The sequence below is a fragment of the Streptomyces sp. NPDC040718 genome (assembly GCF_055593565.1).
Window position 1 is genome coordinate 1 of record NZ_JBVIXO010000016.1, and the last position, 24,880, is coordinate 24,880.

19 protein-coding genes, 1 rRNA gene and 1 pseudogene are annotated in these 24,880 nt (G+C 73.3%); 16 read left to right on the forward strand and 5 right to left on the reverse strand.

Going from position 1 to position 24,880, the window contains the following annotated elements; genetic code table 11:
- From rrf to ACZ597_RS29765, 3 genes and pseudogenes are all read left to right on the forward strand, one after another.
- A 5S ribosomal RNA gene (rrf, locus tag ACZ597_RS29755) occupies window positions 1–91 on the forward strand; the annotation flags it as partial.
- A 229-nt stretch (window positions 92–320) separates the two neighbouring features.
- A pseudogene (locus ACZ597_RS29760) lies at window positions 321–1,559 on the forward strand (hypothetical protein); the annotation flags it as partial.
- Between the two features lie 54 nt (window positions 1,560–1,613).
- On the forward strand, window positions 1,614–2,456 hold the full coding sequence (locus ACZ597_RS29765; RefSeq protein WP_471336837.1) for a tetratricopeptide repeat protein: 843 nt from the start codon (window positions 1,614–1,616) through the stop codon (window positions 2,454–2,456).
- A gap of 82 nt (window positions 2,457–2,538) precedes the next feature.
- Here ACZ597_RS29765 and ACZ597_RS29770 read toward each other — a convergent pair whose 3' ends face one another.
- The gene (locus ACZ597_RS29770; protein WP_471336491.1) at window positions 2,539–3,810 is read right to left on the reverse strand and encodes a DUF1015 family protein; all 1,272 of its coding nucleotides are present in this window, start codon (window positions 3,808–3,810) and stop codon (window positions 2,539–2,541) included.
- A gap of 134 nt (window positions 3,811–3,944) precedes the next feature.
- On the opposite strand from ACZ597_RS29770, the gene ACZ597_RS29775 reads away from it, so the two are divergent.
- From ACZ597_RS29775 to ACZ597_RS29790, 4 genes are all read left to right on the forward strand, one after another.
- Entirely contained in the window at window positions 3,945–4,994 is a 1,050-nt protein-coding gene (locus tag ACZ597_RS29775; protein WP_471336494.1) for an HAD hydrolase-like protein, read from the forward strand.
- 79 nt (window positions 4,995–5,073) lie between these two features.
- A complete protein-coding gene (locus ACZ597_RS29780) occupies window positions 5,074–6,123 on the forward strand; it encodes a FecCD family ABC transporter permease (RefSeq protein WP_471336497.1) in 1,050 nt (349 codons plus the stop codon).
- Window positions 6,120–7,181 carry a FecCD family ABC transporter permease gene (locus tag ACZ597_RS29785; RefSeq protein WP_471336500.1) on the forward strand — a complete coding sequence of 354 codons (1,062 nt, stop codon included), beginning with the start codon at window positions 6,120–6,122 and terminating at the stop codon, window positions 7,179–7,181. The genes ACZ597_RS29780 and ACZ597_RS29785 overlap by 4 nt, the downstream gene beginning before the upstream one ends.
- A complete protein-coding gene (locus ACZ597_RS29790) occupies window positions 7,178–8,014 on the forward strand; it encodes an ABC transporter ATP-binding protein (RefSeq protein WP_471336503.1) in 837 nt (278 codons plus the stop codon). The genes ACZ597_RS29785 and ACZ597_RS29790 overlap by 4 nt, the downstream gene beginning before the upstream one ends.
- Before the next feature lie 9 nt (window positions 8,015–8,023).
- On the opposite strand, the gene ACZ597_RS29795 is transcribed toward ACZ597_RS29790, so the two are convergent.
- Window positions 8,024–8,371, reverse strand: coding sequence for a sterol-binding protein (locus ACZ597_RS29795; protein WP_471336506.1), 348 nt, complete (start codon window positions 8,369–8,371; stop codon window positions 8,024–8,026).
- Window positions 8,372–8,436: 65 nt separating this feature from the next.
- On the opposite strand from ACZ597_RS29795, the gene ACZ597_RS29800 reads away from it, so the two are divergent.
- The 5 genes from ACZ597_RS29800 to ACZ597_RS29820 all read left to right on the forward strand — a co-directional run bounded on the left by ACZ597_RS29800 (window position 8,437) and on the right by ACZ597_RS29820 (window position 13,598).
- Window positions 8,437–8,721: a hypothetical protein gene (locus ACZ597_RS29800; RefSeq protein ID WP_471336509.1), complete on the forward strand. Its 285-nt coding sequence runs from the start codon at window positions 8,437–8,439 to the stop codon at window positions 8,719–8,721.
- Between the two features lie 7 nt (window positions 8,722–8,728).
- Window positions 8,729–9,544 (forward strand): TlyA family RNA methyltransferase, encoded by an 816-nt coding sequence (locus ACZ597_RS29805; protein ID WP_471336511.1) that lies wholly within the window; start codon window positions 8,729–8,731, stop codon window positions 9,542–9,544.
- A 38-nt stretch (window positions 9,545–9,582) separates the two neighbouring features.
- Window positions 9,583–10,521 (forward strand): NAD kinase, encoded by a 939-nt coding sequence (locus tag ACZ597_RS29810; protein WP_471336514.1) that lies wholly within the window; start codon window positions 9,583–9,585, stop codon window positions 10,519–10,521.
- A 93-nt stretch (window positions 10,522–10,614) separates the two neighbouring features.
- Complete coding sequence (recN, locus tag ACZ597_RS29815) at window positions 10,615–12,333, forward strand: DNA repair protein RecN (protein ID WP_471336840.1); 1,719 nt, start codon at window positions 10,615–10,617, stop codon at window positions 12,331–12,333.
- 146 nt (window positions 12,334–12,479) lie between these two features.
- On the forward strand, window positions 12,480–13,598 hold the full coding sequence (locus ACZ597_RS29820) for a glycosyltransferase family 4 protein (RefSeq protein ID WP_471336517.1): 1,119 nt from the start codon (window positions 12,480–12,482) through the stop codon (window positions 13,596–13,598).
- Between the two features lie 31 nt (window positions 13,599–13,629).
- On the opposite strand, the gene ACZ597_RS29825 is transcribed toward ACZ597_RS29820, so the two are convergent.
- Window positions 13,630–15,252 (reverse strand): PucR family transcriptional regulator, encoded by a 1,623-nt coding sequence (locus ACZ597_RS29825; RefSeq protein WP_471336520.1) that lies wholly within the window; start codon window positions 15,250–15,252, stop codon window positions 13,630–13,632.
- 208 nt (window positions 15,253–15,460) lie between these two features.
- Between ACZ597_RS29825 and ACZ597_RS29830 the strand changes: the two genes are divergently transcribed.
- Together ACZ597_RS29830 and ACZ597_RS29835 are read left to right on the forward strand one after the other, a co-directional pair.
- On the forward strand, window positions 15,461–17,023 hold the full coding sequence (locus tag ACZ597_RS29830; protein WP_471336523.1) for an APC family permease: 1,563 nt from the start codon (window positions 15,461–15,463) through the stop codon (window positions 17,021–17,023).
- A gap of 11 nt (window positions 17,024–17,034) precedes the next feature.
- Window positions 17,035–18,678 (forward strand): flavin monoamine oxidase family protein, encoded by a 1,644-nt coding sequence (locus ACZ597_RS29835; RefSeq protein ID WP_471336526.1) that lies wholly within the window; start codon window positions 17,035–17,037, stop codon window positions 18,676–18,678.
- A 21-nt stretch (window positions 18,679–18,699) separates the two neighbouring features.
- Here ACZ597_RS29835 and ACZ597_RS29840 read toward each other — a convergent pair whose 3' ends face one another.
- Entirely contained in the window at window positions 18,700–20,082 is a 1,383-nt protein-coding gene (locus tag ACZ597_RS29840) for an FAD-binding protein (protein WP_471336529.1), read from the reverse strand.
- Window positions 20,083–20,152: 70 nt separating this feature from the next.
- Entirely contained in the window at window positions 20,153–21,982 is a 1,830-nt protein-coding gene (locus ACZ597_RS29845) for a glycoside hydrolase family 15 protein (RefSeq protein ID WP_471336532.1), read from the reverse strand.
- 423 nt (window positions 21,983–22,405) lie between these two features.
- Between ACZ597_RS29845 and ACZ597_RS29850 the strand changes: the two genes are divergently transcribed.
- Together ACZ597_RS29850 and ACZ597_RS29855 are read left to right on the forward strand one after the other, a co-directional pair.
- Complete coding sequence (locus ACZ597_RS29850; RefSeq protein ID WP_471336535.1) at window positions 22,406–24,052, forward strand: CTP synthase; 1,647 nt, start codon at window positions 22,406–22,408, stop codon at window positions 24,050–24,052.
- A 92-nt stretch (window positions 24,053–24,144) separates the two neighbouring features.
- Window positions 24,145–24,777, forward strand: a complete 633-nt coding sequence (locus ACZ597_RS29855; RefSeq protein WP_471336842.1) for an NUDIX domain-containing protein — start codon at window positions 24,145–24,147, stop codon at window positions 24,775–24,777.
- Window positions 24,778–24,880 lie beyond the last annotated feature (103 nt).

Consider the following 24,880-nt stretch of genomic DNA (forward strand, 5'->3'; position numbering starts at 1 on the left):
GCCCGGTTACATTCCGAACCCGGAAGCTAAGCCTTTCAGCGCCGATGGTACTGCAGGGGGGACCCTGTGGGAGAGTAGGACGCCGCCGAACAATCTTTCAAAGGACCCTTGGTCCAGCGTTCAACGCTGGACCAAGGGTCCTTTTTGTTTTTCACCATCTTTACGTCGAAGCGCGGCCATGGGCTGGCTGCGCGAGAATGACTAGCGGTACCCCGAAGACAGGAGTCACACCCATGTCCAACTACTCCGACGATCGTCCGGAGCGCGAGCCTCGGCGCAGCGACGGCGGTGACAGGGGCGGCTACCGCGGGGGCCGTGACGACCGCGGCGGTGACCGCGGTGGCTTCCGCCGCGACGACCGCGGCGGCCGGCCCGCCGGTGGCGGTGCCGGTGGCGGCTTCCGCCGTGACGACCGCGGCGGGCGTCCCGCCGGCGGCGGTGCCGGTGGCGGCTTCCGCCGTGACGACCGCGGCGGGCGTCCCGCCGGCGGCGGTGCCGGTGGCGGCTTCCGCCGTGACGACCGCGGCGGGCGTCCCGCCGGCGGCGGTGGCGGTGGCTTCCGCCGTGACGACCGTGGTGGCGACCGTCCGTCGTACCCGCGTCGCGATGACGACCGTGGTGGTTTCCGTGGCGGTCGTGACGACCGTGGTGGCGACCGTCCGTCCTACCCGCGCCGTGATGACCGTGGTGGGGACCGTCCGTCCTTCCCCCGTCGTGACGACCGTGGCGGGGACCGTCCGTCGTTCCGTCGTGACGACCGTGGCGACCGTCCCTCGTACCCGCGCCGCGATGACGACCGTGGTGGGCGTCCGTCGTACCCGCGTCGTGACGACGACCGTGGTGGTTTCCGGGGCGGTCGTGACGACCGTGGTGGCGACCGTCCGTCCTACCCGCGTCGCGACGACCGTGGTGGGGACCGTCCGTCCTTCCCCCGTCGTGACGACCGTGGCGGGGACCGTCCGTCGTACCCGCGTCGCGATGACGACCGTGGTGGTTTCCGTGGCGGTCGTGACGACCGTGGCGGGGACCGTCCGTCCTACCCGCGCCGTGATGACCGTGGTGGGGACCGTCCGTCCTTCCCCCGTCGCGACGACCGTGGCGGGGACCGTCCGTCGTTCCGTCGTGACGACCGTGGCGACCGTCCCTCGTACCCGCGCCGTGACGACGACCGCGGTGGTTTCCGTGGCGGTCGTGACGACCGTGGTGGCGACCGTCCGTCCTACCCGCGCCGTGACGACCGTGGTGGGGACCGTCCGTCCTACCCGCGTCGCGACGACCGTGGCGAGCGTCCCAGCTACCCGCGCCGTGACGACGACCGTGGTGGGCGCCCCTCGTACCCGCGCCGTGACGACGACCGCGGTGGTTTCCGTGGCGGTCGTGACGACCGCGGTGGCGACCGTCCGTCCTACCCGCGCCGTGACGACCGCGGCGGCGACCGGGGCGGCTTCCGCCGCGACGACCGGGGCGACCGTGCTGGGTACCGTGGCGGCCGTGATGACCGTGGTGGCTTCCGCCGTGACGACCGCGGGGACCGTGACTTCCGCTCCGACCGTGACCCGGTCAAGCGGCTCCCGATCGACGAGGACGTCACCGGCCACGAGATCGACGCCGATGTGCGCCAGGAGCTCCTGAGCCTGCCCAAGGGTCTGGCCGAGGAGGTCTCGCGGAACCTGGTCATGGTCGCCCGCCTGATCGACGAGGAGCCCGAGCAGGCGTACGCGTACTCCCGCATCGCCCTGCGGCTGGCCTCCCGTGTCGCCGCCGTGCGCGAGGCCGCCGGCTTCGCCGCGTACGCGACGCAGAAGTACAGCGAGGCGCTCGCGGAGTTCCGCGCCGCCAAGCGGATGACCGGTTCCGTCGAGCTGTGGCCCGTCATGGCCGACTGCGAGCGCGGCCTCGGCCGTCCGGAGCGGGCGCTGGCCATGGCCGGTGAGCCCGAGGTGCAGAAGCTGGACAAGGCCGGCCAGGTCGAGATGCGTCTCGTCGCCGCCGGTGCCCGCCGGGACATGGGCGAGCTCGACGCCGCCATCGTGACCCTGCAGAGCCCCGAGCTGGCCTCCAGCGCCGTGCAGCCGTGGACCGCGCGCCTGCGGTACGCCTACGCCGACGCCCTCCTCGCGGCCGGCCGTGAGGACGAGGCCCGCGAGTGGTTCGCGAAGACCCTCGAGGCCGACAAGGACGGCGCGACCGACGCCTCCGACCGGCTCGCCGAGATCGACGGCGTGGAGTTCGTGGACGCCGCCGCCGCTGACGACGCGGACCTCGACGACGCCGACCTCGAAGCCGACGAGGACGACGACCAGGACCCGGCCGAGGTTGCCGCCGCCGAGCGCGCCGCCGACCAGGCCGAGTACTACGACGAGGACGACGAGGAGTACGAGCCCGCCGACGACGCCGACGTCGACCTGACCGACGAGCTCGTGGTCGTCGAGGACGACGAGCGCGACAAGGCGTAACCGCGGCGCTCACCGGACGACGGAAGGGCGGCACCCCCTCGGGGGTGCCGCCCTTCCGTGTGTCCGGGGCCGGTGGCGGCCGTCAGGCCAGGCTGCGGAGCACCAGACCGGTGGCCGGCTTCGGGCCGAACGAGGTGGACTTCCGGGGCATCGTGACGCCCTGTCGGGCCAGGTCCCGGACGACCTCCTCCCGTACGGGGTGCAGCAGGACCGCGGTGCCACCGTGCCGTTCCGCCATGGCGACCGTGGCGGCGGCGTCGTGGATGTACGAGATGTGCTCGGGGGCGTCCGGGACCTGCCACAGGGCGTCGAGCAGGGAGGCGTGCAGCACGGTCGCGTCCAGCCGGCGCCAGGCCTCGGGGCGGTCGCGGCGGACGGTCCGCTCGATGAGGGCCGGATCCGGGTCGGTGACCAGGTGGAAGCTGCCGTCGCCGGTGAGGAGGAAGGCGTTCCCCCGCTCCGAGGCGTCCGCGAGGGCCTCCAGGGCCAGCGGCAGCGGGCCCTCGACGGGGCGGACCCGGAAGGAGCCCTCGACCTTGGCCAGCGCCTCGGCGAGGGGGAGCCGGCGCAGCATCCGGTGGATGGCCCGGACCTGGAGCGGGTAGCGGGCGGTGTCGACGAGGAGGACCAGGCCGAAGTCCCACGGGGTGGCCGGGCCGTGCTCCTCCTGGAGGCGCAGGTACGTCGCCCAGCGGTGGTGGCCGTCGGCGATGAGGGCCTGGCGGTGGGCGAGGTCGGAGGTGACGACGGCCAGCTCGGCGGGGTCCGTGATGGCCCAGAGGCTGTGGCGGAAACCGTCCTCGGTGACGGTGGACAGCAGCGGCTCGCGGGCGGCGGTGTCCTCGACGACCGCGCCCGCCCCGGTGCCGGGGCCGTCGCCGCGGTAGGTGAGGAGGAGGGGCTCCAGGTTGGCCGACGTGGCGCGCATCAGGCCGGCCCGGTCGGTGACCACGTCCGGCATGACGTCCTCGTGGGGGAGGACCACGCCCGCCTCGGCGGGGGAGAGGGCGAGGGCGCCGATGATGCCGCGCTGGAGGAGGCCCGGCTTGCGCTGCTCGTAGACGTAGAGCGCGGGCTGCGGGTCGCCGCTGAGGACGCCGCCGGCGAGCCAGTCGCGCAGGGTGCGGGCGGCCTGCTCGTTGCGCGCGGCCGGGGTCTCCGCCTGCGGCAGGATCAGCCGGACGATGTTGTGCGGGTCGGCGGATTCGAGGTAGTCGACTCCGTCGGGGCGTACGACCACGTCGTACGGCGGCGAGGTCACTGCCGCCAGGCTGCCGACGCGCTCCGGGACGTAGCGCAGTCCGTGGAATGGGATCAGGCGCAGCCCGTGCTCCGCGTTGCCAGGTGTGGTCATTGGTGCATGGTAAGACCCGTCTCGGGATGCGGGATGATCGGGGGAGTTACGGGGTAGCGCAAACTCGGACAAGATCGATCTTAAGAATCCCGATGTCTCGAGCGTTGTTGGAACGGTTCAGAAGGAGTGGCCAGATGACCCGGCAGAGCAGGACCCGCCCGGCGGGCAGTGAGCGGAGTCTGCACCAGGCGTACGACACGGCGCTGCTGGACCTGGACGGGGTGGTGTACGCGGGCGGGCACGCCATCGCGCACGCGGTGGAGTCCCTGGCCGTGGCCCGGGAGGGCGGGATGCACCTGGCGTACGTCACCAACAACGCGCTGCGGACGCCGGACGCCGTCGCCGAGCACCTGACCGAGCTGGGGATCCCCACCGAGGCGGGTGAGGTGATCACCTCCGCTCAGGCGGTGGCGCGGCTGATCGCGGAGCAGGTGGAGCCGGGGTCCAAGGTGCTGGTGATCGGCGGCGAGGGGCTGCGGGTCGCGCTGCGGGAGCGCGGGCTGGTGCCCGTGGAGTCCGCGGACGAGGAGGGCCTCGCGGCGGTCGTGCAGGGGTACGGCGGGCCGGAACTGTCGTGGGGGCGGTTCGCGGAGGCCTCGTACGCGGTCAACCGGGGGGTGCCCTGGTTCGCGTCCAACACCGACCTGACGATTCCGGGGGCGCGCGGGATCGCGCCGGGCAACGGGGCGGCCGTGGAGGTCGTACGCATCGCCACGGGCGCGGAGCCGCAGGTGGCGGGGAAGCCGCTGCCCCCGATGCACCGGGAGACGGTCCTGCGGACCGGGGCGGAGCGGCCGCTGGTGGTGGGGGACCGGCTGGACACCGACATCGAGGGCGCGTTCAACGGGGACGTGGACTCGCTCCTGGTGCTGACCGGGGTGACGGACGCGGTACAGCTGCTGCGGGCCGAGCCGAGGCACCGGCCGACGTACGTGGACCGGGACCTGCGGGGGCTGCTGACGGGACAGCCGGAGGTCGTGGAGCACGCCGGCGGCTGGCGGTGCGGCGGCTGGACCGCGGTGCACGCGGACGGCCGCCTGGACGTGGAGCCGGCGGACGGTTCCGGGGGTCCGGGTGATCCGCTCGACGGGTTGCGGGCGCTGTGCGCGGCGGCCTGGTCGCGGGCCGGGGACGGGGTGTACCCGGACGACGTGGAGAAGGCCCTGACGAAGCTGGGGTTCTGAGCCAGGCCGCCCGCCCGGCCCGCCCGGCTCGGCCGTTCGGGTGATCGAAAAAGGCGCAGGGTAGGCTAACCTAACCTTCGTGTTGGCTGAGAGTCCCCCCGAAACCGAGCAGAACGCGCCTCCGCCCGCGGCCCGTCCGCGGCACGCGGTGCGCGTGGCCGGTCTGCTGATCGCCCTCGCCGTGCTGGCCCTGGTCGCGGTGGCGAGCATCGCCGTGGGCGCCAAGCCGATGCCGCTCGACGAGGTCTGGCACGGCCTGTTCCACTACTCCGGCACCACCAACGACGTGGTCGTACGGGACCTGCGGGTCCCGCGCACCGTCCTCGGGGTGATGGTCGGGCTCGGACTCGGCCTGTCCGGCGCGGTGATGCAGGCGCTGACCCGCAACCCGCTGGCCGAGCCCGGCATCCTCGGCGTCAACGCGGGCGCCGCGGCCGCCGTCGTCTCGGCGATCAGCTTCTTCGGGGCCGCCACGCTGAACGAGTACATCTGGTGGGCCTTCCTCGGCGCCGCCGTGGTCTCGGCCGCCGTGTACGCGCTCGGCGGCAGCCGCAGCGCGACGCCGGTGCGCCTCGCGCTCGCCGGTACGGCGGCCAGCGCTGCCCTCGTCGGCTACATCAACGCCGTGCAGCTGATGGACACCAAGGCGCTGGACAAGCTGCGCTTCTGGACGGTGGGGTCGCTGGCCTCGGCCAACATGGACACCGTCGAGCAGGTGGCCCCCTTCCTGCTGCTCGGCGCCGTGCTCGCGCTGACGCTGGGCCGGCCGCTCAACGCGATGGCGATGGGCGACGACACCGCGCGGGCGCTCGGCGCGCACCTGACGCGGACGCGGATCCTGGCGATGGCCGCCATCACCCTGCTCTGCGGGGCCGCGACCGCCGCGTGCGGGCCGATCATCTTCATCGGGCTGATGATCCCGCACCTGGCCCGGCTCGTGACCGGGCCCGACATGCGCTGGGTGCTCGCGTACTCGGCCGTCCTGTCGCCCGTGCTGCTGCTCGGCGCCGACGTGATCGGACGGGTCGTCACCCGGCCCTCCGAACTCCAGGTCGGCATCGTCACGGCGCTCATCGGCGGCCCCGTCTTCATCTACCTGGTTCGGCGCAAGAGGATGGCCCAGCTGTGACCGTGACCCCCGCCGCCCCCGCCCCCAAGCTCCGGGCCCTGCGCGGACCCGGCGGCACCTCGCTGCGGGTCGAGCCGCGTGCCCTGGCGACCGGGCTGGTGCTGGCCGTGGCGACCCTGGTGCTGGCCGTCGTGCTCATCGGCACCGGCGACTTCGAGATCGCGCCCTGGGACGTGGTACAGACGCTGCTGGGCAACGGGACCCCCGCCGACGACTTCATCGTCAACGACCTGCGGCTGCCGCGGGTCCTGGTCGCGGTGCTGGTCGGCGCGGCCCTCGGGATGTCCGGGGCGGTCTTCCAGTCCGTCTCGCGCAACCCGCTCGGCTCCCCGGACATGCTCGGCTTCGGGTACGGGTCGGCCGTCGGCGCGCTCGTCGTCATCGTCCTGCTCAAGGGCGGCGCCACCGAGGTCGCGCTGGGCGCGGTCGTCGGCGGTCTGCTGGCCGGCGCGGTCGTCTACCTCCTCGCGTACAAGCAGGGGATCCACGGCTACCGGCTGGTGCTCGTCGGCATCGGGGCGTCCGCCGTCCTCGTGGCGGTCATCCAGTACCTGATCGCCAAGGCGCAGATCGTGGAGGCCACCCGGGCGATGGTGTGGCTGACCGGTTCGCTGGCCGGGCGGGACTGGGCGCAGGTGTGGCCGCTGCTCGCGGCCTGCGCGGTGCTGTTCCCGCTGGTCCTCGGGCAGAGCCGGGCACTGCGGATGATCGAGATGGGCGACGACGCCGCGTACGCGCTGGGCGTGCCCGTGGAGCGGACCCGGATGCTGCTGATGCTGGCGGCGGTCCTGCTGACCACCGCTGCCGCCGCCGCGGCCGGACCGATCAGCTTCGTCGCGCTGGCCGCGCCGCAGCTGGCCCGGCGGCTGTCGCGGTCGCCGGGGTCGAACCTGCTGACCGGTGCGCTGATGGGCGCCGTCCTGCTGCTGGCCTCGGACCTGGCCTCGCAGCGGGCCTTCGGCTCCGACCAGCTGCCGGTGGGCGTGGTCACGGGGCTGGTCGGCGGTCTCTATCTGCTCTGGCTGCTCGTCACGGAGCGCAAGGCAGGACGTATATGAACAAGCAGGTCGAAACGAGGAGTGGGCAAGTGCAGAGGCTGAGCGCGGAGAACGTCACCCTCGGCTACGACCAGCGGGTCATCGCGGAGAACCTGTCGGTGGAGATCCCCGACAACTCCTTCACGGTGATCGTGGGACCCAACGCCTGCGGCAAGTCGACCCTGCTGCGGGCCCTGTCGCGGATGCTGAAGCCGGCCGCCGGCCGGGTGCTGCTCGACGGGCAGGCGATCTCCTCGCTGCCCGCGAAGAAGGTGGCGAAGACGCTGGGACTGCTCCCGCAGTCCTCGGTCGCCCCCGACGGCATCACGGTCGCCGACCTGGTCTCGCGCGGCCGCTATCCGCACCAGGGGCTGCTGCGCCAGTGGTCGGCGGAGGACGAGCGGATCGTCGTCGAGTCGATGGCCTCGACCGGCGTCGCCGAGCTCGCCGACCGGGCCGTGGACGAGCTGTCGGGCGGCCAGCGCCAGCGGGTGTGGATCGCGATGGCCCTGGCGCAGCAGACGCCGCTGCTGCTGCTGGACGAGCCGACGACCTACCTGGACATCCAGCACCAGCTCGACGTGCTCGACCTGTGCGCGGAACTCCACGAGACCCGGGGCCGGACCCTGGTCGCGGTGCTGCACGACCTGAACCACGCGGCGCGCTACGCCACGCACCTGATCGCCCTGCGCGGGGGCGTGGTCGTCGCAGAGGGCCCGCCGGCCGAGGTGGTCACCGCCGGGCTGGTGGAGGAGGTGTTCGGGGTGCGCTGCCAGATCATCGACGACCCGGAGACCGGTACGCCGCTGGTGGTCCCCGCCGCCCGGCAGGCCCGCGCGAAGGCCGCCGTCTGAGGCGTACGCCTACAGCATGCTCTTCAGGCGGAGCAGGTCGCGGAAGCCGGCCTCCAGGCGGACCCGGCCCGAGGCCCAGGCCTTGGCGAACTTCAGCTCGCCGGCGACCATCGCGACCAGGTCGTCGCCGGTCATCGCCAGCCGGATCTCGGCCTTGGACCGGGGCGGCCCGGGCGTGAGGCCGTCCACCCGGATCCGGCCGCCCGCCAGGCGGCCGGAGAAGGTCTCGTCGAGGTCCGTGATGTGGCAGCTCAGGGAGCGGTCGAGGGCGGCCGCGCCGCGTACGTCGCCGTCCGCCGAGGCCAGGTTGTCGGAGAGTCGGTCGAGTGCCGCGCGGCACTCCTGGATCGTAGCCATGGTGATCACGACCGTACCGCAGAGCCGCGGGTGGTGACGGCCGCGCTTCGGGGTAGCGTCGTGGCATGACCGACGCACGGTCCGGGAGCGTCCCGGACGACCCCCGGGAGCCCTCGGCCCCCGCCGCCGAGCCGGCCGCCGGGCCCGCCGGGCCCGCGCCGCTGGGCCTCGTACGGACCCCCACCGGCCACGCCGCGGTGGACGCGGGGCTGGAGCGCCTGGCGGACGCGGACGACCTGGCGGCGGACGGGCACGTCGAGGTGTACGAGGATGTGCACAGGGGACTGCGCGAGGCGCTCGACGCGCTGGACGCGACGCCCGTCCCCGGACCTTACGAAAACAGGAGCTGAACCGAACGTGGCAGGAGTGGCACGCCGCCGCCTGGACGCCGAACTGGTACGCCGCAGCATGGCCCGCTCGCGCGAGCACGCGGCCCAGCTGATCGCCGCGGGCCGGGTCACCGTGGGCGGTACCACCGCCACCAAACCGGCCACCCAGGTCGAGACCAGCGCGGCGCTCGTCGTCCTCAAGGACGACAGCGACCCCGACTACGTCTCCCGGGGCGGCCACAAGCTGGCCGGCGCGCTCGCCGCGTTCCGGCCGCTGGGGCTGGCGGTCGAGGGCCGCCGGGCGCTCGACGCGGGAGCCTCGACGGGCGGGTTCACCGATGTGCTGCTGCGCGCGGGCGCGGCCCACGTCGTCGCCGTCGACGTCGGCTACGGACAGCTCGCCTGGTCGCTGCAGAGCGACGAGCGGGTCACCGTCAAGGACCGTACGAACGTGCGCGAGCTGACGCCGGAGCTGATCGACGGCGTCCCGGTCGACCTGGTCGTCGGGGACCTGTCCTTCATCTCCATCGGCCTGGTGCTGCCCGCGCTGGTGCGGTGCACGGCGCCGGACGCCGATCTGGTGCTGATGGTGAAGCCGCAGTTCGAGGTGGGCAAGGACCGCCTGGGCAGCGGCGGTGTGGTGCGCAGCGCCGAGCTGCGGGCCGAGGCCGTGAAGGACGTCGCGGCGCAGGCCTGGAAGCTGGGGCTGGGCGTGCTCGGGGTGACGGCGAGCCCGCTGCCGGGGCCGTCGGGGAACGTCGAGTACTTTCTGTGGCTTCGGGCGGGGGCACCGGCACTCGACCCGGGGGATGTCGATCGTGCAGTGGCGGAGGGGCCGCAGTGACGGATGTGTCAGCAGGTTCAGCAGGTTCAGCACGTCGGATGGAATCGGAGGGGGCGGTCCCGGGAGAAGCCGCGGAGCCGACGGGGCCGCGGACCGTCTTCCTGGTCGCGCACACCGGCCGGCCCGCCGCGATCCGCAGCGCCGAACTGGTGGTGCAGGGGCTGCTGAAGTCGGGGATCGGGGTGCGGGTCCTGGAGCACGAGGCGCGGGACCTGCCGCTGCCGGCCGAGGTGGAGCTCGTCGCGGAGTGCACGCCCAAGGTGTTCGAGGGGTGCGAGCTGCTGATCGTGCTGGGCGGGGACGGGACCCTGCTGCGCGGGGCGGAGTTCGCGCGCGGCTCGGGGGTGCCGATGCTGGGCGTCAACCTGGGCCGGGTGGGGTTCCTCGCCGAGGCCGAGCGGGACGACCTGGACAAGGTCGTCGACCGGGTGGTGACCCGGTCGTACGAGGTCGAGGAGCGGATGACCCTCGACGTCCTCGTACGGACCAACGGTGACATCGTGCACCGGGACTGGGCGCTGAACGAGGCCGCCGTCCAGAAGGTGTCCGCCGAGCGGATGCTGGAGGTGGTCCTGGAGATCGACGGGCGCCCGGTGACCGGCTTCGGCTGTGACGGGATCGTGTGCGCGACGCCGACGGGCTCGACGGCGTACGCGTTCTCCGCGGGCGGGCCGGTGGTCTGGCCGGAGGTGGAGGCGCTGCTGATGGTGCCGATCAGCGCCCACGCGCTGTTCGCGAAGCCGCTGGTGACCTCCCCCACCTCGGTGCTGGCCGTGGAGGTGCAGAACGGTACCCCGCACGGCGCCCTGTGGTGCGACGGGCGCAGGACGCTGGAGCTGCCCTCCGGGGCGCGGGTGGAGGTCCGCCGGGGGACGGTGCCGGTGCGGCTCGCCCGGCTGCACCACGCGTCGTTCACGGACCGGCTGGTGGCGAAGTTCGCGCTGCCGGTCTCGGGGTGGCGCGGGGCACCGCACTGACGCTTCAATAGCACATTCGTTCGAGGAACTTCGGGCGGGTGAGGTCACATGGCACCCGTGAAACCTCGGTATGGTCGTCCCGTGCTTGAGGAGATGCGGATACGGTCGCTCGGGGTCATCGACGACGCGGTGGTCGAGCTGTCGCCCGGTTTCACCGCGGTGACCGGCGAGACCGGTGCGGGCAAGACGATGGTCGTCACCAGCCTCGGGCTGCTGCTCGGCGGCCGCGCCGACCCGGCCCTGGTACGGATCGGGGCCAAGGCCGCGGTGGTCGAGGGGCGCGTCGTCATGCGCCCGGACGCCCCCGCCGCCGTCCGCGCCGAGGAAGCCGGGGCCGAGCTCGACGACGGCGCCCTGCTGATCAGCCGGACCGTGTCCGCCGAGGGGCGCTCCCGCGCCCACGTCGGCGGCCGCTCCGTGCCCGTCGGCCTGCTCTCCGAGCTCGCCGACGAACTCGTCGCCGTCCACGGCCAGACCGACCAGCAGGGCCTGCTGCGCCCCGCCCGCCAGCGCCAGGCCCTCGACCGGTACGCCGGCGACGCCGTCGCCGTCCCCCTGGAGAAGTACGCCGGCGCGTACCGGCGGCTGCGCGCCGCCACCGCCGAGCTGGACGCCATCACCACCCGCGCCCGGGAGCGGGCGCAGGAGGCGGACCTGCTGCGCTTCGGGCTGGACGAGATCGCCGCCGTCGAACCGCTGCCCGGAGAGGACGCCGAGCTCGCGGCCGAGGCCGAACGGCTCGGACACGCCGAATCCCTGGCCTCCGCCGCGCAGGCCGCGCACGCGGCGCTCGCCGGCGACGTCGAGGACCCCGAGGGCGTCGACGCCAACACCCTCGTCGCGGGCGCCCACCGCGCGCTGGAGTCCGTACGCTCCCACGACCCGGCGCTCGGCGCGCTCGCCGACCGGATCGGGGAGCTCGGCATCCTGCTCGCCGACGTCGCCGGGGAACTCGCCGGCTACGCCGACGACCTCGACGCCGACCCGCTGCGGCTGGCCGCGGTGGAGGAGCGGCGGGCCGCCCTCACCCAGCTCACCCGCAAGTACGGGGAGTCCGTCGACTCGGTGCTGGACTGGGCCCAGAAGGGCTCGGCGCGGTTGCTGGAGCTGGACGGGGACGACGAGCGGATCACCGGGCTGACCGCCGAGCGGGACGCCCTGCGCGAGGAGCTGTCACTGCTCGCGCAGGCCCTGACGGACGCCCGCACCGAGGCCGCCGAGCGCTTCGCCGCCGCCGTCACCGAGGAGCTGGCCTCCCTGGCCATGCCCCACGCCCGGGTGACCATCGAGATCCGGCAGACCGAGGACGCCGACGGCGTCGAGGTCGGCGGCCGCACCGTCGCGTACGGGCCCGCGGGCGCGGACGAGGTCGAGCTGCTGCTGGCCCCGCACCCCGGCGCCCAGCCGCGGCCGATCGCCAAGGGGGCCTCGGGCGGTGAGCTGTCGCGGGTCATGCTGGCGGTGGAGGTCGTCTTCGCCGGTTCCGCGCCCGTGCCCACGTACCTCTTCGACGAGGTCGACGCGGGCGTCGGCGGCAAGGCGGCCGTCGAGATCGGGCGGCGGCTCGCGAAGCTCGCCAAGTCCGCGCAGGTCGTCGTCGTCACGCACCTGCCGCAGGTCGCGGCCTTCGCGGACCGCCAGCTGCTGGTGGAGAAGACCGTCGACGGATCGGTCACCCGGTCCGGGGTGACCGTGCTGGAGGGCGAGGACCGGATCCGCGAGCTGTCGCGGATGCTGGCCGGCCAGGAGGACTCCCAGACGGCGCGCGCCCACGCGGAGGAGCTGCTGGAGGCGGCCCGCGCGGACGCGTGACGACGCGGTCGTTAGCCCGTGTGGGTGAGGCTGGGGGGCGCACTGCGGTATCTCGTACGGGATCCGCACCCGTATGGTCCCGGAACGCGCGTGCGGACTGGCATCCTGGGCGACGTCTCTGACTCCTCACCCTGGAGCTACGGCCCGTGAGCAGCTCCCCGGCCTCCTTCCCGCCCCCCGCACAGTCGTACGGGCGACCCCCGCTGAGTACCGTCCAGGTCCTCGGCGGTTCGGGCGCGGGCAGCAGCGCGCACGTGCGGTCCCTGGCGACGGGGCTGGCCGCGCGGGGCGTACGGGTCACCGTGTGCGCCCCCGTCGCGGCCGAAGGGGAGTACGACTTCACCGGCGCCGGCGCCGAGTTCACCCCCGACGCGGCCGGCGCCCTGCGGGCCGCCTGCGCCGGGGCCGACGTGGTCCACGCCCACGGGATCCGGGCCGGGATGCGGGCCGCGCTGGCGCTGCGCCGCGGGCACGGGCGGCGGGTGCCGCTGGTGGTGACCTGGCACGGCGGCGCACCGGAGCCCGCGGGGCCGCTCGGGCGGCTGAGCCGGCTCCTGGAGCGGCACGTGGCCCGGGCCGCGGCGGTGGTGCTGGGCGCCTCCTCCGACCAGGTCGACCTCGCGCGGCGGCGCGGTGCGCGGGACGCGCGGCTGGCGGCGGTGGCCGTACCGGCCGCGGCGGCGCTGCCCGACGCGGGCAAGACCCGGGCGGAACTGGGCGCGGTGGAACGGCCGCTGATCATCGCGGTCGGCAGCCTGGTGGCGCGGCGCGGGTACTCCGTACTGCTGGACGCGGCACGGGCGTGGCGGGTGCTGGAGCCGCTGCCGCTGCTGGTGATCGCGGGGGAAGGGCCGCTGCGCCCCGAACTGACCCGGCGCATCGAGGAGGAGGGCCTCCCGGTGCGGCTCCTGGGCCGCCGCCGGGACGCCGACCGGCTGCTCGCGGCGGCGGACGTGGCGGTGCTGCCGAGCCGCTGGGAGGGCCGGTCCCTGCTGGCGCAGGAGGCCCTGCGGGCGGGGGTGGCCCTGGTGGCCACCGAGGTCGGGGCAGTCCCGGAACTGGTCGGCGACGCCGCCGTCCTGGTCCCCTACGGGGACTCGGGAGCGCTGGCGGGCGCGGTGGCGGCCCTCCTGGACGACCCGGACCGCCGGGCCGCCCTCGCGGTGGCGGGACGCGCCCAGGCGGCGACGTGGCCGTCGGAGGACGACACGGTGGCGCAGGTCCTGGCGGTGTACGACGAACTGATGGACCGGCCCGTTTCCTGACCCCTTCCCGACGGGCCGCTCGCGCGGCGCGTCAGGAAGAAGCGGTATGCCGGCGGGCGCGCAGGGCCAGGCTGAGGGAGAGGACCGTTTCGGGGTCGTCCAGGTCCGTGCCCAGCAGTTCCGAGATGCGGGCCAGCCGGTTGTAAAGGGTCTGGCGGTTCAGGTGGAGCTCGCGCGCGGTCTCCGCCTTGCGGCCCGCGTGGGCCAGGTACGTCTCCAGGGTCGGGAGCAGCGGGGGACGGGAAGTGGTGTCGTGGGTGCGCAGGGCCCCGATCGCCCGGTCCACGAACGCCGCCAGGTCCGGATGCTCGCGCAGGCGCCACAGCAGCAGGTCGATGTCCAGGCGGCGGGCGTCGTACCAGGGCCGGGCCGGCAGGCCGTGGGCCGCGGTGGCGGTCTCGGCGGCGTGCCGCAGGCCCGAGGAGGCGGCCGCCCAGCCGCCCGCGACACCCACGACGACGGCCGGCGGGGCGGAGGCCCGCTCCAGCCCGGCCCGTTCGACGCCCGCCCGCAGCGCGGCCGCGACCCGGTCGGCGACCGCCGTGCGCTCCGACTCGGCGCGCAGGGACACCAGCAGCGGCACCCGGCCCTCCACCGGGCGGACGCCCAGCAGCACCGGTACCCCGACCGAGGACAGCTCCTCCAGGACAGCCCGGGCCAGCACCGCCCAGTTCCCCGACGCCCCCAGGTCCGTGGACAGCCGCATCACGATCGGCAGCAGCGGCCCCGTCCCCGGCCGGAAGCCCAGGACCCGGGCCTGCGCCGGGGCGTCCTCCGCCGAGATCCGGCCCTCCGCCAGGTCCGTGAGGAAGTCCCCGCGGCCGCGCGCGGCCAGCTCCTCCTCCTGCCGCGCCTGCATCAGCACCACCGCGAGGACCCCCGCCGTGCGCTCCGCCGCCATCCGGTGGACCGGCAGCAGCGGTGCCGACACCCCCGCCAGGACGACCCGCGCCCGGACCGACCCCGTACCGTGGCCGCCGCCCGGTACGTCGACCACCACGGCGTTCGCCGACGGCTCGGCCGTGCGCTGGCCCCGCAGCCCCTCCCACACCTGGAGCGGGTCCGCCGCCGCCTCCCCGGCCACCGGCCCGGCCGCGTACAGCAGTTGGCCGTCCGGGGTCTCCAGGAAGACCGGGTTGCCGGTGAAGTCGGAGAGGATGCGCAGCACCTGCGGGATCCCGCCACCGCCCAGCAGGGCCTCCGTACAGCGCCGGTGGACCTCCTCGGCCCGCTGGAGCAGGGCGTAGTGGCCGTTGACGATCTCGGTGTGGACCTCCTCCGTCACCGTCACGAAGGGCACCTCGCGGTGGAGTTGGACCAGCGGCAGCCCGGCGGCCTTGGCCGTCTCGACGATCGTGGCGGGCAGCCGGGTGAAGCGCGGGCCCAGCTCCACCACCAGCGCGGCGATCCCCCGGTCCGCGAGGCGGCGTACGAAGGCGCGCTGTTCGGCCGGCCGGGTGCCCAGGCCGAGCCCGGTGGTCAGCAGCAGCTCGCCGCCCTTGAGCAGCGAGGCGATGTTCGGCACCTCGCCCGCGTGCACCCAGCGCACGGTCCGTCCCAGCCGGTCCGCGCAGGCGACGACCTCCGGGAGCCCGCCGCGCAGCCCCGGCAGCTCAAGTGCCCGCTGAACCGTGATTCCGCCCTGGTTGTCCATATCGCGGACGCTACCGGGCGCCCTGTTCCTCGCACATCACCGGCCGGTCACGGAGCCCGATATGCCCCCCGTCCGGACCGACAACTCGTCGCCCGCGAAAGGAGATTATCGGACCGCGTGCCGATTGTGGCGTGCGTCACCCGGGTGGAGAGTGTCGGCCCTCGGACACAGCAGAGAAGACAGACCAGGAAGCAGGAACGAGGACTCCATGAGCAGAGCCAGCGCCACCCCTCCGCCCGCCGCCGGGGCCACACCCCCGGTCCAGCGCCTGAAGGCCGATTCCGTCGGCCTCGTCGGCGTCGTCTTCATGGCGGTCGCCACCGCCGCGCCGATCACCGCGATGACCGGCAACCTCCCCATCGCGGTCGGCTTCGGCAACGGCACCGGCGCCCCCGCCGGGTACCTCTTCGCGACCGTCGTCCTCACCGTCTTCGCGGTCGGCTACGTGGCCATGGCCAAGCGGATCACCGCCGCCGGCGCCTTCTACGGATACATCTCGCACGGCCTCGGCCGGATCGCCGGCATGGCCTCCGGCATGCTCGCCGTCCTCGCGTACATCGTCTTCGAGGCCTCGATCGTCGGCGTCTTCTCCTACTTCGCGAAGACGACCGTCCACGACCAGCTCGGCGTCGACCTGCCGTGGATCCTCTACGCCGCCGCGATGCTCGCCGTCACCGCCGTACTCGCCCACTTCGACATCAACCTCACCGCCAAGGCCCTCGGCGTGATGCTCGTCGCCGAGATCGCCGTCCTCTTCGCCGTCGCCACCGCAGTGCTCCTCGCGGGCGGCGGCCCCGACGGGATACCGCTGGAGCCCGTCAACCCGAAGAACGCCTTCACCGGCACCTCCGCCGGACTCGGCCTCTTCTTCGCCTTCTGGTCCTGGGTCGGCTTCGAGTCCACCGCCATGTACGGGGAGGAGTCCCGCGACCCCAAGCGGGTCATCCCCAAGGCCACCATCATCTCCGTCGTCGGAGTGGGCCTCTTCTACATCTTCGTCTCCTGGATGACCATCTCCGGCAACGGCCTGGCCGACTCCGTCACCCTCTCCGCCTCCGCGAGCCCCCTGGACCTGTTCTTCGCCCCCACCAAGACCTTCATCGGGGCCTGGGCCGTCGACGCCTTCCAATGGCTGCTGCTCACCGGCTCCTTCGCCTGCGGCATGGCCTTCCACCAGTGCGCCGCCCGCTACCTGTACGCCATCGGCCGCGAGGGCTTCCTGCACCCCGGACTCGGCCGCACCCACCACCGCCACGGCTCCCCGTACACCGCCTCCCTGGCGCAGACCGCCATCGCCACCGCCCTCGTCGCCGGGTTCTGGCTCACCGGCCAGGACCCGTACCTGCACCTGTACACGCTGCTCGCGATCCTCGGCACGATGGCGATCCTGATCGTGCAGACCCTGTGCTCCTTCGCCGTCATCGGCTACTTCCGCGCCAACCACCCCGAGGACCGCCACTGGTTCAGGACCTTCACCGCCCCGCTGCTCGGCGGGATCGGGATGACCGCCGTCGTGGTCCTGCTGGTGCTCAACATGGAGACCGCTGCGGGAGCCGCCGCCGGATCGCTGTTCTTCGAGCTCATCCCGTGGATCGTCGGCGGCGTCTTCCTCGGCGGCCTGGCGCTGGGCCTCTGGCTGAAGGCGAAGGCACCCGAACGCTACGAGGTCATCGGCCGGATCGTCCTGGAGGACGCCGCCGAACGCACCGGCGGGGCCGAAGACCCCGCCCCCGACGCCACCGCCTCCGGCCCGACCGCCGCCACCGTCTGAGGAGCCCCGCCATGGCCCGTACGCCCCTGATGCGCTCCCTGCGGCAGCTCGCCGCCGAACACGCCGCCAGCCGCCGGCTGCGCCTGCCCGTCGCCGAGGTGCGCGGCTCCACCCGCCGCGAACTCCTCTCCCGGGCCGCCGCGCTCGGCCTCGGCACCGCCATCGCCTCCTCCGCGACGGCGGCCGCCCCCGCCACCGCGTACGCCGCGGACGCCGCCCCCGCCAAGAAGCCCGCCGCCCCCGCCCGCGTCGCCGTCGTCGGCGCCGGGATCTCCGGCCTCACCGCCGCCCTCACCCTCCAGGACGCCGGCATCCCCTGCACCCTCTACGAGGCCAACCCGGCCCGCGTCGGCGGCCGCATGTGGACCCAGCGCGGCCACTGGGCGTACGGCCAGACCTCCGAGATCGGCGGCGAGCTGATCGACACCAGCCACAAGAAGATCCTCGAACTCTGCCGCCGCTTCGACCTGCCCGTCGAGGACTTCCTCGGCGGCGGACCCAACGGCGCGGAGGAAGTCCTCTGGTTCAACGGCGGCTACTACTCCCGCACCCAGGCCGACGAGGACTTCAAGGCCGTCTACCAGGCGCTGCGCCGCGACCTCCAGGAAGCCGGCGAGGTCAGCTGGAACAGCTCCACCCCCGCCGGCACCGCCCTCGACGACATGACCCTGTACGAATGGATCGAGACCCGGATCCCCGGCGGCCACGGCTCGCGGCTGGGCCGGTTCATCGACGTCGCCTACAACGTCGAGTACGGCGCCGACACCACCGCCCAGTCCGCCCTCGCCCTCGTCCTGCTGATGGGCTACCAGCCCAACCCCGGCAACTTCAACGTCTGGGGCCTCTCCAACGAGCGGTACCACATCACCGGCGGCAACGACCGCCTCCCGAACGCCATCGCCGCCGCCCTCGCCCCCGGCACGCTCGTCATGGGCCGCGCGCTGCTCGCCGTACGGGCCGGCGCCGACGGCACCCAGACCCTCACCTTCGACGACTCCGGCGCCACCCGCACCGCCGTCGCCGACCACACCGTCCTGTGCCTGCCGCTGCCGGTGCTCCAGAACCTCGACACCTCACGGGCCGGCTTCGACCCGCTGATGCGCGACCTGCTGCGCGACGCCCGCATGGGGCACTGCACCAAGCTCAACATGCAGTTCACGGCCCGGCCCTGGCGCGGCACCGGCCCCTGGCCGGGCGTCTCCGCCGGCGACTGCTTCACCGACTCCGACGTCCAGCAGACCTGGGACACCACCAAGGTCCAGCCCGGCACCGGCGGCATCCTCCTCCAGTACGGCGGCGGCGGCCTCGCCGGCTCCCTCACCCCCGCGAGCCCCTTCGCCACCGAGACCGACCCCTACGTACGCGCCCTCGCCGACCGGATGCTCACCGGCATCGACGCCTTCTACCCCGGCACCAAGGCCGTCTGGACCGGGCGCGCCCAGCTCTCCGCCTGGCACCGCAACCCCTACTCCCTGGGCGCCTACTCGTACTGGCCCACCGGCTACCTGCACCGCTACGCCAAGTACGAGGGCACCGCCCAGGGCAACGTCCACATCGGCGGAGAGCACTGCAGCTACGACTTCCAGGGCTTCATGGAGGGCGGCGCCACCGAGGGCGAACGGGCCGCCCGGGAGGTGATCGCCGCCCTCACCTGACACCCGCGCGGGGCGGGCGCCTCACAGGGGCCTGATGTTGTGGTTGAAGCGGAAGACGTTGTCCGGGTCGTAACGCCGCTTCAACTCGCCCAGCCGCCGCATGTTCTCGGTGCCGAGCCCTGCCACCACCCGGTCCGCGCCCTCGTCGCCCGTGAAGTTCAGGTACACCGCGCCGGTGCTCCACGGCCGGGCATCGGCGCGGACGTCCCGGACCCAGTCCCGGACCCGGTCGTCGTCGGCCGGGTCCTCCCACATCCCGAACGGGTGCACCGCCCAGGGCGCGCCCCGGTAGGGGACCGGGTAGTCGGCCGGGCCGGAGGCGATCGCCCCGCCCTGCGGGAACAGCACGTGCTGGGTGCCCGTCGGCACCGGCATCGAGTCGGCCCGCGCGCAGAACGCGTCCACGAACGCGTCCGGCGCACCGGTCAGGTACTCCGCCGACCAGTAGTTCCGCAGCCCCGGCGGGTCGTCGATCATGCACTGGAGGTCGGCGTACGGGATGGGCGTCACCATCTCCACCTCGTGCGGGATCGCCAGCAGCGGCTCCGCCAGCTCGCGCATCCCGTCCTCGGGACCCGCGTACGTCAGGAGCACGCCCGCCACCAGCAGCCCCACCAGGTGCGGCGGGACGAACTCCTCCGGCGGCGCGGTCAGGTAGATGGCCCCGCCGCCCACCTCGGGCGGACCCGACTCGATGACGTCCCGGAAGGTGCGCACCACCTCCGGGCCGCGCTCCGGCAGGTACAGCAGGAACGCGATCGACATGTGCGGCAGGTCGTGCAGCCGCAGCGTCAGCGAGGTCGCGATGCCGAAGTTCCCCCCGCCGCCGTGCAGCCCCCAGAACAGGTCCGGGTGGTCCTCCGCCGTGACGTGCAACAGCTCTCCGTCGGCGGTGACCAGGTCCACGCCCAGCAGGTTGTCCACGGCCAGGCCGAACTTCCGGTCCAGCCAGCCCGTACCCCCGCCCAGCACGAAACCGCCCACACCGGTGGTGGAGGCCCGGCCCCCGGTGGTCGCCAGCGCGTACGGCCCGCAGGCCCGGTCCAGGTGGCTCATCGTGGCCCCGCCCCCGATGTGCGCGGCCCGCGCCGCCGGGTGGACGGTGACCGCGTGCATCCGGCGCAGGTCCACGACCAGGCCGCCGTCGTTCAGGGACATCCCCGCCACGCTGTGCCCGCCGCCGCGCACCGCGACCGGCAGGTCCAGCTCCCGGGCGAAGCGGACCGCAGTCACCACGTCGGACGCGCCCTCGCACTGGGCGATCACCGCCGGCCGGCGGTCGATCATGGCGTTGAACAGGATCCGGGCCTCGTCGTACCCCGGGTCGTCCGGGGCGAAGACGTCACCGGCCAGATCCTCGCGGAGCGCGGCGAGGGCCGCGCCCGCCTTCGACAGGGGCGCCATGGCCACCCCCCCTTTCCCGTGAAGGGCGAAGGACCCTTACAGGCTAGGCGGGCGGCCCCGCCCCCGCGCGTCAGCCGCCGTAGGCCCCGCTCGCCGTCAGCCGAAGCGCCGTGTCGATCAGCGGAACGTGGCTGAAGGCCTGCGGGAAGTTCCCCACCTGACGCTCGTGCTTGGAGTCCCACTCCTCCGCCAGCAGCCCCAGGTCGTTGCGGAGCGCCAGGAGCTTCTCGAAGAGGCGGCGGGCCTCGTCGACCCGGCCGATCATCGCGAGGTCGTCGGCCATCCAGAACGAGCACGCGAGGAAGGCCCCCTCGTCGCCCTCCAGCCCGTCCACGCCGGCCTCCTCGCCGGCCGTCGGGTAGCGCAGGATGAAACCGTCCGGGGTCGACAGTTCGCGCTGGATCGCCTCGATGGTGCCGATGACCCGCTTGTCATCGGGCGGCAGGAAGCCCATCTGCGGGATCAGCAGCAGGGAGGCGTCCAGCTCCCGGGACCCGTAGGACTGGGTGAAGGTGTTGCGCTCCGGGTCGTAGCCCTTCTCGCACACGTCCGCGTGGATCGCGTCGCGCATCTCGCGCCAGCGCTCCAGCGGGCCGTCCGCGTCCCCGCTCTCGATCAGCTTGATCGTGCGGTCCACGGCCACCCACGCCATCACCTTCGAGTGCACGAAATGGCGGCGCGGACCGCGCACCTCCCAGATGCCCTCGTCCGGCTCCATCCAGTGGGTCTCCAGGTAGCGGATCAGCTTCAGCTGGAGGACCGAGGCGTAGTCGTTGCGGGCCAGGCCCGTCATGTGGCCCAGGTGCAGGGCCTCGGTGACCTCGCCGTACACGTCGAGCTGGAGCTGATGTGCGGCGCCGTTGCCGACGCGCACCGGAGCGGAGTTCTCGTACCCGGGCAGCCAGTCCAGCTCGGTCTCGCCGAGCTCGCGCTCGCCGGCGATCCCGTACATGATCTGGAGGTTCTCCGGGTCGCCGGCGACCGCGCGCAGCAGCCAGTCCCGCCAGGCCGCGGCCTCGCCCCGGTAGCCGGTGCGCAGCAGCGAGGACAGGGTGATGGCGGCGTCGCGCAGCCACGTGTAGCGGTAGTCCCAGTTGCGGACCCCGCCGATCTCCTCGGGGAGGGAGGTGGTCGGCGCGGCGACGATCCCGCCGGTGGGCGCGTACGTGAGCGCCTTGAGGGTGATCAGCGAGCGGATCACGGCCTCCCGGTAGGGCCCGTGGTACGTACACAGGTCCACCCACTCGCGCCAGAACTCGCTGGTCGCCTCCAGCGCCGCCTCGGCGTCCGGGGTCTCCGGCGCACCCTTGTGCGAGGGCTGCCAGCTGATCGCGAAGGCCACCCGGTCGCCGGGTCCGACCGTGAAGTCCGAGTACGTCGTCAGGTCCTTGCCGTACGTCTGCGCGTCGGAGTCCAGCCAGACCGAGTCCGGGCCGGCGACGGCCACGGTGCGTCCGTCGACCTTGTGCACCCACGGCACGACCCGCCCGTAGCTGAACCGCATGCGCAGCGCCGAGCGCATCGGGACGCGCCCGCTGACGCCCTCCACGATGCGGATCAGCTGCGGCGCGTGGTCCTCGCGCGGCGGCATGAAGTCGATGACGCGGACGGTCCCGCGCGGGGTGTCCCACTCCGACTCCAGCACCAGGGAATCGCCCCGGTAGCGCCGGCGGGCGGCCCGCGGCGGCTCCGCACCCGAGGGGAACGCCGGGCCGATGCGCCAGAAGCCGTGTTCCTCGGTGCCCAGAAGGCTCGCGAAGACGGCATGGGAGTCGAAACGTGGCAGACACAACCAGTCCACCGAGCCGTCCCGGCAGACCAGCGCCGCGGTCTGCATGTCCCCGATCAGTGCGTAATCCTCGATGCGCCCGGACACGTTGGTCTCCAGTCGAACGGCCACGTCCGCCCCGAAGGGCGCTTGCAATGCGCTGTCGCGCGGTCTCCTGTGCGCAGGGATCCCCGCGTCGAGTCCTAGATTGCCGGAACCGGCGTTGTTACGCCGTCTGCCGGACTGCTCGGCGGCGATGTGCAGCGGTATCCGAGCACGTTATGAGCGCACCCTAGTGATCTCCTTAAGTATGGGGACAATGTCACTCGGCCGAACGGGTGACCTGCGGGAACGGCTGGCCGGACGACCCGCGGGGACCGCCGCGCAGCGCGCCCGGAGGCGGACCGTCCCGGGCGCTGATAGGCTGGTACCCCGTGGACCGGTGGTCTGCCTGTGCGAATCAGGGGCCCCGAAACCGCAGCTTCGGCACCCCCGGAAACGGGAGAAGTCGCCGGACGCACCTCACCTCGCGACCACGGGAGCCCCCTCTTGGCGATGCCGCCCAAATCCATGACGACCAAGCACATCTTCGTCACCGGGGGTGTCGCTTCGTCCCTCGGCAAGGGCCTGACGGCCTCCAGCCTGGGTGCGCTGCTGAAGGCGCGCGGCCTGCGGGTCACGATGCAGAAGCTCGACCCGTACCTGAACGTCGACCCCGGCACGATGAACCCCTTCCAGCACGGCGAGGTGTTCGTCACCAACGACGGCGCCGAGACCGACCTGGACATCGGCCACTACGAGCGCTTCCTCGACGTCGACCTCGACGGCTCGGCCAACGTCACCACCGGCCAGGTCTACAACACGGTCATCGCCAAGGAGCGCCGCGGCGAGTACCTCGGTGACACCGTGCAGGTCATCCCGCACATCACCAACGAGATCAAGCACCGCATCCGCCGCATGGCGACCGAGGACGTCGACGTCGTCATCACCGAGGTCGGCGGCACCGTCGGCGACATCGAGTCGCTGCCGTTCCTGGAGACCGTCCGCCAGGTCCGCCACGAGGTCGGGCGCGACAACGTCTTCGTCGTGCACATCTCGCTGCTGCCCTACATCGGCCCCTCCGGCGAGCTGAAGACCAAGCCCACCCAGCACTCCGTCGCCGCCCTGCGCAACATCGGCATCCAGCCCGACGCGATCGTGCTGCGCGCCGACCGCGACGTCCCCACCTCCATCAAGCGCAAGATCTCGCTGATGTGCGACGTGGACGAGGCGGCCGTGGTCGCGGCGATCGACGCCAAGTCGATCTACGACATCCCCAAGGTGCTGCACACCGAGGGCCTGGACGCCTACGTCGTCCGCAAGCTCGACCTGCCCTTCCGCGACGTCGACTGGACGGTGTGGGAGGACCTGCTGGACCGCGTCCACAACCCCGACCACGAGGTCAAGGTCGCGCTCGTCGGCAAGTACATCGACCTGCCCGACGCCTACCTGTCGGTGACCGAGGCGCTGCGCGCCGGCGGTTTCGCCAACAAGGCCCGCGTGCAGATCAAGTGGGTCACCTCCGACGACTGCAAGACCCCGGCCGGTGCCGCGGCGCAGCTCGGCGACGTGGACGCGATCTGCGTGCCCGGCGGCTTCGGCGACCGCGGTGTCAACGGCAAGGTCGGCGCGATCACCTACGCCCGCGAGAACAAGATCCCGCTGCTGGGCCTGTGCCTGGGCCTGCAGTGCGTGGTCATCGAGGCCGCGCGCAACCTGGCGGGCATCGAGGGCGCGAACTCCACCGAGTTCGACGCCTCGACCCCGCACCCGGTCATCTCGACCATGGAGGAGCAGCTGGCCTTCGTCGAGGGCGCGGGCGACCTGGGCGGAACCATGCGCCTGGGCATGTACACGGCCAAGCTGGCCGAGGGCTCGATCGTGCGCGAGGTCTACGGCGACGCGTACGTCGACGAGCGCCACCGCCACCGCTACGAGGTCAACAACGCCTACCGCGGCGAGCTGGAGAAGAAGGCCGGCCTGGTCTTCTCCGGCACCTCCCCGGACAACAAGCTCGTCGAGTACGTCGAGTACCCGCGCGAGGTGCACCCCTACCTGGTGGCCACCCAGGCCCACCCGGAGCTCCGCTCCCGCCCGACCCGGCCGCACCCGCTCTTCGCGGGCCTGGTCAAGGCCGCCGTGGAGCGCCAGCAGCGGGGCTGACGCGCGGTAGCTGACGCTCGGTAACGTAGGCAGCCGGGTACGGATCATCCGTACCCGGCTGTCGCGCGTTGTGGAGGGCACTGGCCATGGGGATCGCCATCAAGGACACGTCGGAGACCTGGGAGACGCTGTCGACCAGGCGGCCCTTCCAGGGCGCCAAGACGGCGGTGGCCTCCGACGAGGTGCGGATGCCGGACGGCTCGGTGGCCCGCCGCGACTACCAGGTGCACCCGGGATCGGTGTGCGTGCTCGCCCTGGACGACGACGACCGGGTGCTGGTGATCCGGCAGTACCGCCACCCGGTCCGGCACCGGCTGTGGGAGCTGCCCGCCGGGCTGCTGGACGTGCCGGGGGAGAACCCGCTGCACGCGGCGCAGCGCGAGCTGTACGAGGAGGCTCACGTCAAGGCGGGGGAGTGGCGGGTGCTGGCCGACTTCTTCGCCTCCCCGGGCGGCTCCGACGAGGCGATCCGGGTCTTCCTCGCGCGGGACGTGGCCGAGGCGGACGGCGAGCGGTACGCGGAGACGGACTCGGAGGAGGCCGACATGCAGGTGGAGTGGGTCGCGCGGGAGGACCTGGTCCGCGGGGTCCTGGCCGGCGAGCTGGGCAACCCGGCGCTGGTCACGGGCGTCCTGGCCCTCACCGCCGCCCTCGCCTCCGGGGGCGGCCCCGACACCCTCCGCCCCGCCGACGCCCCCTGGCCGGCCCGGCCGTACGAGGCGTAGCCGCTGCGCGGGGCCTTCCCCTACCGCCCTTCCACCGTTCCCGGGGGCGCTGCCCCTGACCCCGTTGCGCTCGACCTCCCCCAGCCCCGGCGGCGTTCGATGC

Coding starts and splice junctions, on each gene's coding strand:
- ACZ597_RS29770 (WP_471336491.1), bottom strand. CDS start 3,810: ATGACCACACCTGGCAACGCGGAGCACGGGCTGCGCCTGATCCCATTC.
- ACZ597_RS29775 (WP_471336494.1), top strand. CDS start 3,945: ATGACCCGGCAGAGCAGGACCCGCCCGGCGGGCAGTGAGCGGAGTCTG.
- ACZ597_RS29790 (WP_471336503.1), top strand. CDS start 7,178: ATGAACAAGCAGGTCGAAACGAGGAGTGGGCAAGTGCAGAGGCTGAGC.
- ACZ597_RS29795 (WP_471336506.1), bottom strand. CDS start 8,371: ATGGCTACGATCCAGGAGTGCCGCGCGGCACTCGACCGACTCTCCGAC.
- ACZ597_RS29800 (WP_471336509.1), top strand. CDS start 8,437: ATGACCGACGCACGGTCCGGGAGCGTCCCGGACGACCCCCGGGAGCCC.
- ACZ597_RS29810 (WP_471336514.1), top strand. CDS start 9,583: ATGGAATCGGAGGGGGCGGTCCCGGGAGAAGCCGCGGAGCCGACGGGG.
- recN (WP_471336840.1), top strand. CDS start 10,615: ATGCGGATACGGTCGCTCGGGGTCATCGACGACGCGGTGGTCGAGCTG.
- ACZ597_RS29825 (WP_471336520.1), bottom strand. CDS start 15,252: ATGGACAACCAGGGCGGAATCACGGTTCAGCGGGCACTTGAGCTGCCG.
- ACZ597_RS29830 (WP_471336523.1), top strand. CDS start 15,461: ATGAGCAGAGCCAGCGCCACCCCTCCGCCCGCCGCCGGGGCCACACCC.
- ACZ597_RS29835 (WP_471336526.1), top strand. CDS start 17,035: ATGGCCCGTACGCCCCTGATGCGCTCCCTGCGGCAGCTCGCCGCCGAA.
- ACZ597_RS29840 (WP_471336529.1), bottom strand. CDS start 20,082: ATGGCGCCCCTGTCGAAGGCGGGCGCGGCCCTCGCCGCGCTCCGCGAG.
- ACZ597_RS29850 (WP_471336535.1), top strand. CDS start 22,406: ATGCCGCCCAAATCCATGACGACCAAGCACATCTTCGTCACCGGGGGT.